The organism is Citrobacter sp. Cpo030 (assembly GCF_030333005.1).
Lineage (GTDB): Bacteria > Pseudomonadota > Gammaproteobacteria > Enterobacterales > Enterobacteriaceae > Citrobacter > Citrobacter portucalensis.
Genome location: NZ_JAOWGT010000040.1, coordinates 1 through 11,375, shown reverse-complemented (window position 1 = coordinate 11,375; position 11,375 = coordinate 1). Strand labels below are relative to the sequence as shown.

Annotated in this window: 5 protein-coding genes and 1 tRNA gene; 4 read left to right on the top strand and 2 right to left on the bottom strand. The window is 54.8% G+C overall.

Features of this window, described 5'->3' with window-relative positions; translation table 11 throughout:
* Positions 1 to 52: 52 nt before the first annotated feature.
* Genes ptrA through recD form a run of 3 tightly spaced genes read left to right on the top strand, consistent with a single transcriptional unit; the run spans position 53 to position 8,305 of the window.
* Positions 53 to 2,941, top strand: coding sequence for a pitrilysin (gene ptrA / locus OGY37_RS01300; protein WP_286619854.1), 2,889 nt, complete (start codon positions 53 to 55; stop codon positions 2,939 to 2,941).
* Complete coding sequence (gene recB, locus OGY37_RS01295; RefSeq protein WP_286619852.1) at positions 2,934 to 6,479, top strand: exodeoxyribonuclease V subunit beta; 3,546 nt, start codon at positions 2,934 to 2,936, stop codon at positions 6,477 to 6,479. The genes ptrA and recB overlap by 8 nt, the downstream gene beginning before the upstream one ends.
* Complete coding sequence (gene recD / locus OGY37_RS01290; RefSeq protein ID WP_164562502.1) at positions 6,476 to 8,305, top strand: exodeoxyribonuclease V subunit alpha; 1,830 nt, start codon at positions 6,476 to 6,478, stop codon at positions 8,303 to 8,305. Before recB ends, recD begins: the two co-directional genes overlap by 4 nt.
* A 96-nt stretch (positions 8,306 to 8,401) precedes the next feature.
* Here recD and argA read toward each other — a convergent pair whose 3' ends face one another.
* Positions 8,402 to 9,733: an amino-acid N-acetyltransferase gene (gene argA, locus OGY37_RS01285; protein ID WP_003034012.1), complete on the bottom strand. Its 1,332-nt coding sequence runs from the start codon at positions 9,731 to 9,733 to the stop codon at positions 8,402 to 8,404.
* Between the two features lie 234 nt (positions 9,734 to 9,967).
* Here argA and amiC point away from each other — a divergent pair, with 234 nt between their 5' ends.
* Positions 9,968 to 11,221: an N-acetylmuramoyl-L-alanine amidase AmiC gene (amiC, locus tag OGY37_RS01280; RefSeq protein WP_286619849.1), complete on the top strand. Its 1,254-nt coding sequence runs from the start codon at positions 9,968 to 9,970 to the stop codon at positions 11,219 to 11,221.
* Between the two features lie 75 nt (positions 11,222 to 11,296).
* Here the strand turns inward: amiC and OGY37_RS01275 are convergent.
* Positions 11,297 to 11,373 (bottom strand) — tRNA-Met (locus OGY37_RS01275).
* Between the last annotated feature and the right edge of the window lie 2 nt (positions 11,374 to 11,375).

The following is an 11,375-nucleotide window of genomic DNA, read 5'->3' as shown; positions in this document are numbered from 1 at the left end:
TTATATGTGGTTTGTAGTGAACAGGTGAATTCGTTAATGATGAGGTTTGTGAATGCCCCGCAGCACCTGGTTCAGCGCATTACTGTTGTTCGTCGCCCTTTGGGTTCCCGTAAGTCAGGCAGATACCGGTTGGCAGCCTTTAGCTGAAACCATCCGTAAAAGCGATAAAGACACCCGTCAGTATCAGGCCGTGCGCCTTGATAACGGCATGGTTGTGCTGCTGGTATCCGATCCTCAGGCCGTGAAATCCCTTTCTGCACTGGTAGTCCCCGTGGGCTCGCAGGAAGATCCGGACGATCATCAGGGGCTGGCGCACTATCTCGAACACATGTGTCTGATGGGCTCGAAAAAATACCCACAGCCGGACAGCCTGGCTGAATTCCTGAAAATGCACGGCGGTAGCCACAATGCCAGTACTGCGCCTTATCGTACGGCCTTCTATCTTGAAGTCGAAAACGACGCGCTGGTGGGGGCGGTGGATCGCCTGGCGGATGCTATTGCCGATCCATTGCTGGATAAAAAATATGCCGACCGCGAGCGTAACGCGGTTAACTCCGAGCTGACGCTGGCGCGTACCCGAGACGGGATGCGTATGGCGCAGGTGAGCGCTGAGACGATCAACCCGGCGCACCCTGGCTCGCGTTTCTCTGGCGGGAATCTCGAGACATTAAGCGATAAACCGGGCAACCCGGTGCTGCAGGCATTACAAAAATTTCATGAAAAGTACTACTCTGCTAACCTGATGAAGGCGGTGATTTATAGCAATAAACCGCTGCCAGAGCTGGCGCGGATAGCGGCTGACACCTTTGGGCGCGTACCGAACACAAATATCGCAAAGCCTGAAATTACCGTACCGGTCGTCACTGACGCGCAAAAGGGCATCATCATCCACTATGTTCCGGCAATGCCGCGTAAAGTATTGCGCGTCGAGTTTCGTATCGATAACAACAGCGCGCAGTTCCGCAGTAAAACCGATGAACTGGTGACCTACCTGATTGGCAATCGTAGCCCGGGCACGTTGTCTGACTGGCTGCAAAAGCAGGGCCTGGTTGAGGGTATTCGCGCGGACTCCGATCCGGTGGTCAACGGGAACAGCGGCGTATTAGCCATTTCCGCGACGTTAACCGACAAGGGGCTGGCGAACCGCGATGAAGTTGTCGCGGCAATCTTTAGCTACCTCAATTTGTTACGCGAGAAAGGTGTCGATAAACGCTATTTTGACGAGCTGGCGCACGTGCTGGATCTCGATTTCCGTTATCCCTCCATCACCCGTGATATGGACTACGTGGAATGGCTGGCTGATACCATGATCCGCGTTCCCGTCGAGCATACGCTGGATGCGGTGAATATTGCTGACCAGTACGATGCGAAAGCCGTTGAGCAACGTCTGGCAATGATGACGCCGCAGAATGCGCGTATCTGGTATATCAGCGCGAAAGAGCCGCATAATAAAACCGCTTATTTTGTCGATGCGCCTTACCAGGTGGATAAAATCAGCGACAAAACCTTTGACGACTGGCAGCAAAAAGCGCAGGGCATTGCGCTGTCGTTACTGGAGTTGAACCCCTACATTCCGGATGATTTCACGCTGATTAAGACGGATAAAAAATACGCTCATCCTGAGCTGATCGTTGATGAGCCGGATTTACGCGTGGTGTATGCCCCGAGCCAGTATTTTGCCAGCGAGCCAAAGGCTGACGTCAGCGTGATCCTGCGTAACCCGAAAGCCATGGACAGCGCCCGCAACCAGGTCTTATTCGCACTTAACGATTACCTGGCAGGGATTGCGCTCGATCAGTTAAGTAACCAGGCATCGGTAGGTGGAATTGGTTTCTCTACCAACGCTAACAATGGGTTGATGCTTAACGCCAACGGCTACACCCAACGTTTGCCGCAGCTTTTTCAGGCGCTGCTGAGCGGCTATTTCAGCTACACATCAACGGACGAACAGCTGGAACAGGCGAAATCCTGGTATGCCCAGATGATGGATTCCGCAGAAAAGGGTAAAGCTTACGATCAGGCTATTATGCCGGTGCAGATGCTTTCTCAGGTGCCGTACTTCTCCCGCGACGAGCGCCGTAAACTGCTGCCTTCCATCACCCTGAAAGAGGTGATGACCTACCGCGACGCCTTAAAAACCGGTGCGCGACCTGAATTCCTGGTCATTGGCAATATGAGCGAAGCTCAGACGACGAGCATGGCGCGGGATATCCAAAAACAGCTAGGTGCGAACGGGTCACAGTGGTGTCGCAACAAAGATGTGGTTGTGGACAAGAAGCAGTCCGTCATCTTTGAAAAAGCAGGCAGCAGCACGGATTCAGCGCTGGCCGCGGTATTTGTGCCTACCGGATACGATGAATACGCCAGTTCAGCCTACAGCGCTATGTTAGGTCAGATTGTTCAGCCGTGGTTCTACAATCAGCTGCGTACTGAAGAACAGTTAGGCTACGCCGTATTTGCTTTCCCGATGAGCGTTGGCCGTCAGTGGGGAATGGGGTTCCTGCTGCAAAGCAGTGATAAGCAGCCGTCTTACCTCTGGGAGCGTTATAAAGCGTTCTTCCCGACGGCGGAAGCGAAGCTGCGGGCGATGAAACCTGAAGAGTTTGCGCAAATTCAGCAGGCGATTATTGCGCAAATGCTGCAGGCGCCGCAAACGCTGGGGGCAGAAGCCTCACAGTTAAGCAAAGATTTTGATCGCGGCAATATGCGCTTCGATTCACGTGATAAAATAGTGGCTCAGATTAAACTGCTGACGCCGCAAAAACTTGCCGACTTCTTCCATCAGGCGGTGGTTGAGCCGCAAGGCATGGCGATATTGTCACAGGTTTCCGGCAGTCAGAATGGGAAAGCAGAATATGTGCACCCGGAAGGCTGGAAAGTGTGGCAGACCGTCAGCGCGTTGCAGCAAACCTTACCCCTGATGAGTGATAAGAATGAATGATGCCGCTGAGTCCCTTGATCCACTGCGCTTGCCCCTGACGGGCGAGCGTCTGATTGAAGCCTCTGCGGGCACCGGTAAAACCTTTACCATCGCCGCCCTGTATTTACGTTTACTGCTTGGACTGGGCGGCTCTGCCGCCTTTCCTCGTCCTCTGACCGTCGAAGAACTGCTGGTGGTCACCTTCACCGAGGCGGCTACCGAAGAGTTGCGCGGTCGAATTCGTAGCAATATTCATGAACTGCGAATTGCCTGCCTGCGTGAAACCACCGACAACCCGCTATATGCCCGTTTGTTAGATGAAATTGCCGATAAAAAACAGGCCGCGCAGTGGCTGCTATTGGCTGAAAGACAGATGGATGAAGCGGCGGTGTTTACCATCCACGGCTTTTGTCAGCGTATGCTCAGTCTCAACGCCTTTGAGTCAGGCATGCTGTTCGAACAGCAGCTGATAGAAGATGAATCGCTGCTGCGCTATCAGGCTTGCGCGGACTTCTGGCGTCGGCACTGCTACCCGCTGCCCCGCGACATTGCGCAGGTGGTTTTTGAAACGTGGAAAGGCCCGCAAGCGCTGCTGAGAGATATCGATCGCTATCTGCAGGGGGAAGCGCCGGTTATCAAGGCGCCACCGTCTGATGACGAAACGCTGGCCTCCCGGCATGAACAAATTCTCGCACGCATTAACCAGATCAAGCAGCAATGGCGTGATTGTGTTGATGAGCTGGATGGCCTGATGGAAGCCTCCGGAATTGACCGGCGTAAATTTAATCGCGGTAATCAGGGTAAGTGGATCGAAAAGATCAGCGCGTGGGCGCAGGAAGAAACACAAAGTTACCAGCTTCCTGACGCGCTGGAGAAATTCTCACAGCGTTTTCTGGAAGAGCGCACCAAAGCGGGTGGGATAACCCCTCAGCACCCGCTGTTTGTCGCTATTGATGAACTGCTTAGCGAACCGTTAACTCTCCGCGATCTGGTGATCACTCGTGCGCTGGCGGAGATCCGCTCGGCAGTTGCCGAGGAAAAACGTCGCCGCGGTGAGCTGGGTTTTGACGATATGCTCAGCCGTCTGGATGCGGCGTTGCGCAGTGAAAGCGGCGATGCGCTGGCGACGGCTATTCGTACTCGTTTTCCGGTCGCCATGATCGATGAATTCCAGGATACCGATCCACAGCAGTACCGTATTTTTCGTCGGATCTGGCAGCATCAGCCGGATACCGCACTGCTGCTAATTGGTGATCCGAAACAGGCAATTTACGCGTTTCGCGGCGCGGATATCTTCACCTATATGAAGGCGCGCAGCGAAGTCAGCGCACACTATACGCTCGATACCAACTGGCGTTCGGCCCCCGGCATGGTCAATAGCGTGAATACGCTTTTCAGCCAGATGGACGACGCCTTTATGTTCCGCGAAATCCCTTTCAGCCCGGTAAAATCCGCAGAAAAAAACCAGGGGTTACGGTTTGTTTTACGCGGCGAAACGCAGCCCGCTATGAGTATGTGGCTGATGGAAGGAGAAAGTTGCGGCGTAGGCGATTATCAGAGCTACATGGCGCAGGTGTGCGCCACGCAAATTCGCGACTGGCTTAAGGCCGGGCATTCTGGCGCAGCGCAACTGGTAAGTGGCAAAGCATCCAGCCCGGTACGCGCGTCGGACATTAGCGTATTGGTTCGTAGCCGCCAGGAGGCGGCGCTGGTCCGTGATGCACTGACGCAACTGGCCATTCCCTCTGTCTACCTCTCCAACCGTGACAGCGTATTTGAAACGCTGGAAGCACAGGAGTTGCTGTGGGTGCTGCAGGCGGTGATGACGCCGGAGCGTGAGAACACGCTGCGTAGCGCGCTGGCAACGTCAATGATGGGGCTGAATGCGCAGGATCTTGAAGCGTTAAATAACGACGAAAATGCCTGGGATGCGGTGGTCGAAGAGTTCGATGGCTATCGTCAGATCTGGCATAAACGCGGCGTGATGCCGATGCTGCGTGCGCTGATGACAGCTCGCCAGATTGCGGAGAACCTGCTGGCGACGGCGGGAGGCGAACGTCGACTGACCGACATTTTACATATCAGCGAACTGTTGCAGGAAGCGGGCTCGCAGCTGGAAAGCGAGCATGCGCTGGTGCGCTGGTTGTCTCAGCATATTCTTGAACCCGACAGCAACGCGTCCAGCCAGCAGCTCAGGCTGGAAAGCGACAAGCATCTGGTTAAAATCGTCACCATCCATAAATCGAAAGGGCTGGAGTATCCGCTGGTCTGGCTGCCGTTTATCACCAATTTCCGCGTTCAGGATCAGGCTTTCTATCACGATCGCAGCTCTTTTGAAGCGGTGCTGGATCTTAGCGATGCCGAGGAGAGCGTTGAGCTAGCCGAAGCAGAGCGTCTGGCGGAAGACCTGCGTTTGCTGTATGTCGCGCTAACCCGTTCGGTATGGCACTGCAGCCTTGGCGTTGCGCCGTTGGTACGACGTCGGGGCGATAAAAAAGGGGATACCGATGTGCATCAGAGCGCCCTTGGTCGCCTGTTGCAAAAAGGCGAGCCGATGGATGCCGTGGGTCTGCGTAGCGCGATTGAAGCGCTTTGCAGCAACGATATTGCTTGCCAGACTCCCGCGCAGCCTGACGGTGAACCCTGGCAGGTTGCGCAGGCTGTTAGCAGCGAACTGAGTGCAAAAATACTGCAGCGTAAGCCCGGTGATAGCTGGCGCGTGACCAGTTATTCCGGTCTGCAACAGCGTGGACAGGGTATCGCGCAGGATCTGATCCCACGACTGGATATCGATGCCGCAGGCGTCGGTGAGGTTATTGAAGAATCAGGACTTACACCGCATCAGTTCCCGCGCGGCGCTTCGCCAGGTACGTTCTTGCATAGCCTGTTTGAAGATCTCGATTTTACGCAACCGGTGGATCCGCATTGGGTCGAGGAGCAACTGGCGTTGGGCGGTTATGACGCACACTGGACGCCGGTTTTGACCGAATGGCTGGACGCCATTTTGCAGGCGCCTCTCAACGAGACGGGCGTGAGTTTGAGCCAGCTATCCGCGCGTGAAAAACAGGTGGAGATGGAGTTTTATCTGCCGATTTCGCAGCCGTTAATGGCCAACCAGCTTGATGCGTTAATTCGCCAATACGATCCGCTCTCGGCGGGGTGCCCTGCGTTGGACTTTATGCAGGTTCGCGGCATGCTGAAAGGCTTTATTGACCTGGTATTCCGCCACCAGGGGCGTTATTACCTGCTCGATTACAAATCGAACTGGCTGGGCGAAGACAGCTCTGCCTATACGCAGCAGGCGATGGCCTCTGCCATGCAGGCGCATCGCTACGACCTTCAATACCAACTTTATACCCTCGCGCTGCATCGCTACTTACGCCATCGCATTGCTGATTACGATTATGAACGCCATTTTGGCGGCGTTATCTATCTCTTCCTGCGCGGCGTTGACAGTGAAAATCTGCAGCAGGGAATTTACGCGACCCGACCTGACGGAGAGTTGATTGCATTGATGGACGAGATGTTTGCCGGTGCGGTGCAGGAGACGATGTTATGACAATCCAGAAACGATTTCTGGAGGCTGTTGAGCAAAAACAGCTCCGGCCTCTGGATGCTCAGTTCGCGCTGGCGGTTGCCGGAAGTGACAACCCAGCTGTTGCGCTGGCTGCGGCGTTGCTCAGCCGTGAAGCGGGAGAAGGGCACGTCTGCTTACCGCTTTCACGGTTATCTCTGAGCGAGGACGCGCATCCTCTGTTAAGCGCCTGGCTCGCTGAAACGGGCGAGCCTGAAGACTGGGCGGAATGTCTGTTGGCTTCCAGTGCGGTAAGTCGTGGCGAGCAACCTACGCCGCTGGTGCTGTACGGCGATCGCCTGTATCTGAACCGGATGTGGCATAACGAACGTACGGTAGCTCGCTTTTTTAGTGAAGTGAACCACGCCATTGAAGTGGATGAACAACGGCTGACCCACACGCTGGCATCGCTGTTCCCATCCTCTGAGGGGGTTAACTGGCAAAAAGTGGCCGCTGCTGTCGCGCTGACCCGCCGGATATCGGTGATCTCCGGCGGACCGGGGACGGGAAAAACGACAACGGTCGCAAGGCTGCTGGCGGCGTTGATTCAAATGGCAGACGGTGAGCGCTGTCGTATTCGACTGGCGGCGCCAACGGGAAAAGCGGCTGCGCGCCTGACCTCCTCACTAGGAGCGGCGCTACGAGAACTACCGCTAACCGATGAGCAAAAGAAACGCATCCCCGATGACGCCAGTACGCTGCATCGATTATTAGGCGCTCAGCCTGGCAGTCAGCGCCTGCGTCATCATGCCGGAAACCCGCTGCATCTGGATGTGCTGGTGGTGGATGAAGCCTCGATGATCGATTTGCCGATGATGTCGCGCCTTATCGATGCGCTGCCGCCGCACGGACGGGTGATTTTTCTGGGCGATCGCGACCAGCTCGCTTCCGTCGAAGCGGGGGCGGTGCTGGGGGATATCTGTGCTTTCGTCGGTGACGGGTTTACCCCGGAACGCGCCCGCCAGCTCAGTCGCCTGACCGGAAGCGCTATTCCGGCAGGTACGGGAACTCAGGCTGCTGCTCTGCGCGACAGTCTGTGCCTGCTGCAAAAGAGCTACCGTTTCGGCAGCGATTCCGGAATCGGTCAGTTGGCCGCTGCGATTAATTGCGGCGATAAATCTGCGATAAAAACGATTTTCCAGCAGGGATTTAGCGACATCGAAAAACGCACTCTACACAGCAGCGAGGATTACGCCGCGATGCTGGATGAGGCGCTGGCGGGTTATGGGCATTATCTGGATTTGCTGCGCGAGGGCGCAGAGCCGGGAGCTGTCATTCAGGCCTTCAATGAGTATCAACTGCTATGCGCCCTGCGGGAAGGTCCGTTTGGCGTTAGTGGTTTGAATGAACGCATTGAGCAGGTGATGGCGCAAAAACGTAAAATACATCGTTCGACGCATAGCCGCTGGTATGAGGGAAGGCCGGTGATGATCGCGCGCAATGACAGTTCGCTGGGATTATTTAACGGTGATATCGGCATTGCCCTCGACCGTGGACAGGGCCTGAGGGTGTGGTTTGCGTTGCCGGATGGTTCTATCAAATCGGTGCAGCCCAGCCGCTTGCCTGAACATGAAACCACCTGGGCGATGACGGTGCACAAATCGCAGGGATCTGAGTTTGACCACGCGGCGTTGATTTTACCCAGCCAGCATTCACCCGTGGTTACCCGCGAGCTGGTCTATACCGCCGTTACCCGCGCGCGTCGCCGCTTGTCGCTGTATGCCGATGAGCGGATATTGAGCCGCGCCATTACCACCCGCACTGAACGTCGCAGCGGACTGTCAGCATTATTTAATGACGGCATGATGTAGATGTAGGCCGGATAAGCGTCAGCGCCATCCGGCCTAAAAAAATGTGCCAGCGATGTAGGCCGGATAAGGCTGTTATGCCGCATCCGGCAACCACTCCTATGCCAAATCCGCCATCAGCACTTTTGACCGCCGCTGATAGTTGTACATCTCTTTCTTGCTTTCCGGCAGCAGGTCGATATCCACCGGCGTGAAGCCGCGCTCCTGGAACCAGTGGATGCTGCGTGTGGTTAACACAAACAGCTTGCTCAACCCCATTTGCCGGGCCTGCGCGGCGATTCGTTCCAGCAACACTTCCCCGCGTGACGAGCTACGGTAGTCCGGATGCACTGCCACGCACGCCATTTCGCCAATTCTCTCTTCCGGGAAAGGGTACAGAGCGGCACAGGCGATGGTCAGGTTATCACGCTGAATAATCGTGAATTTGTCGATCTCCATTTCCAACTGCTCGCGCGAGCGGCGAACCAGAATACCTTGCTGCTCCAGCGGGCGGATAAGCTCCAGAATCCCGCCGATATCGTTAATGGTAGCGCGACGGATCTGCTCGGCGCTTTCCATCACGATCTGCGTACCGATCCCGTCGCGGGAGAACAGTTCTTGCAGCAATGCACCATCTTCCTGATAGCTGATCAGATGACAGCGGCGTACGCCACTGCGACAGGCTTTCACTGCTCCGCGCAGGAAGCGCACCGTACCGGAGCTGTAATCGCCTTTCTCTTCCTGCAACTCAACGCGAGCCTGAGCTTCGTTAGGAAACAGCTCGGAAATAATATCGCCGTCATCGTTGGTGACACCCTGAGAGGAGCAAAAGCCGATCATTTTCTCGGCCTTCAGTTTGATAGCCAACTGCGTGGCGACCTCTTCTGACGTCAGGTTAAAGCTCTCACCGGTGACGGAAACGGCAACCGGGCCCATCAGCACAATTGCGCCGCTGTCTAACTGGCGGTGAATGGCATCTTCATCAATACGACGAATACGCCCGCTATGGCAGTAATCTACGCCGTCATCAACGCCCAGCGGCTGAGAGATAATAAAATTACCGCTGACCACATTGATGTGAGCACCCTGCAATGGCGTATTATTCAGGCTCATCGACAGGCGGGCGGTAATATCAAGCTGAAGTAAACCCGCAGCCTGTTTGACCAGCTCCAGCGTTTTAGCGTCGGTAACGCGCGTATTTTTGTGGTACACCGGCTCATGATGATGCGCCGCAAGATTGGCATCAATCTGCGGTCGTGCGCCATAGACCACGACCAGGCGGATGCCGAGGCTATGAAGAAGACCAATGTCATTGACGATACTGGAAAAATTTTCATGCTCGATGGCTTCGCCGCCCAGCATAATGACAAACGTTTTTCCCCGATGGGTATTGATATAGGGAACAGAATGGCGGAATCCCTGTACCAGTTCGGTTCTACGCTCCTTCACCACGGCACACCCTCATTGCATGATTATTCGTAATTTGTGTATTTTTATTCTGTTTTTGCGCTGTGCGCAAGCGTAATTTTTACCCATGCCGAAGATTTTTCTCAGTAATGCCGTGAATATAAAAAGAATGTTTACCCTTTTATAGATGACAGATTATGCGTCATTCGCTAAAGTTTCCGGTCAATTCGGACGTTTTACGTATTACCTCTAAAAAAGATTTCTTTGCTCGGGAGAAGCATGTCGGGATCCAATTCAGCAATCAGTCGCCGCCGTTTATTGAAAGGTGCGGGTGCTATGTGGCTTTTGAGCGTCAGCCAGGTGGGTCTGGCGGCCGTGAGTCAGGTCGTTGCCGTCCGTATCTGGCCTGCGTCCAGCTACACTCGCGTCACGGTAGAATCTAACCGTCTGCTGAAATACAAACAGTTTGCCCTGAGTAATCCTGAGCGTGTGGTTGTGGATATTGAAGACGTTAATTTGAACTCGGTGCTCAAGGGCATTGGGACGCAGATTCGTCCTGACGATCCGTATATTAAGTCTGCGCGCGTTGGCCAGTTTGATCCAAAGACCGTGCGGATGGTGTTCGAGCTGAAACAGAATGTGAAGCCGCAACTTTTCGCGCTGGCTCCGGTGGCAGGCTTTAAAGAACGTCTGGTGATGGATCTCTATCCCGCGAATGCCCAGGACGTTCAGGACCCGCTGCTGGCATTGCTGGAAGATTACAACAAGGGCGAGCTGGATAAACAGGTGCCACCTGCACAAAGTGGCCCACAGCCGGGTAAAGCGGGGCGCGATCGTCCCATTGTCATTATGCTGGATCCGGGCCACGGCGGAGAAGACTCCGGTGCGGTGGGGAAATACAAGACGCGTGAAAAGGATGTGGTGCTGCAGATTGCCCGCCGCCTGCGAGCCCTCATAGAGAAAGAGGGCAACATGAAGGTCTTTATGACACGAAATGAAGATATCTTCATTCCGCTTAAAGTCCGCGTGGCGAAAGCGCAGAAGCAGCGTGCTGACCTGTTTGTCTCTATTCACGCCGATGCCTTTACCAGTCGACAACCCAGCGGTTCGTCGGTGTTTGCGCTCTCGACCAAAGGCGCGACAAGTACCGCCGCGAAATATCTGGCGCAGACCCAGAACGCCTCGGATCTCATTGGTGGCGTCAGTAAGAGCGGTGACCGCTACGTCGACCACACCATGTTCGATATGGTGCAGTCGCTGACCATCGCCGACAGCCTGAAGTTTGGTAAAGCGGTATTGAACAAGCTTGGCAAAATCAACAATCTGCACAAGAATCAGGTTGAACAGGCCGGGTTTGCGGTACTAAAAGCGCCAGATATCCCGTCTATTCTGGTCGAAACGGCATTTATCAGTAACGTTGAGGAAGAGCGTAAACTCAAAACGGCGACCTTCCAGCAGGAAGTTGCAGAGTCGATTCTGGCAGGGATTAAAGCCTACTTTGCCGATGGGGCGACGCTGGCGAGAAGGGGATAACAAAAAAGCGCTGAAAAGCGCTTTTTTTTACGGACCGCAGATACAAAAAAACACCCGTTAAGGTGTTTAATGTGTTGGTTGCGGGGGCCGGATTTGAACCGACGACCTTCGGGTTATGAGCCCGACGAGCTACCAGGCTGCTCCACCCCGCGTC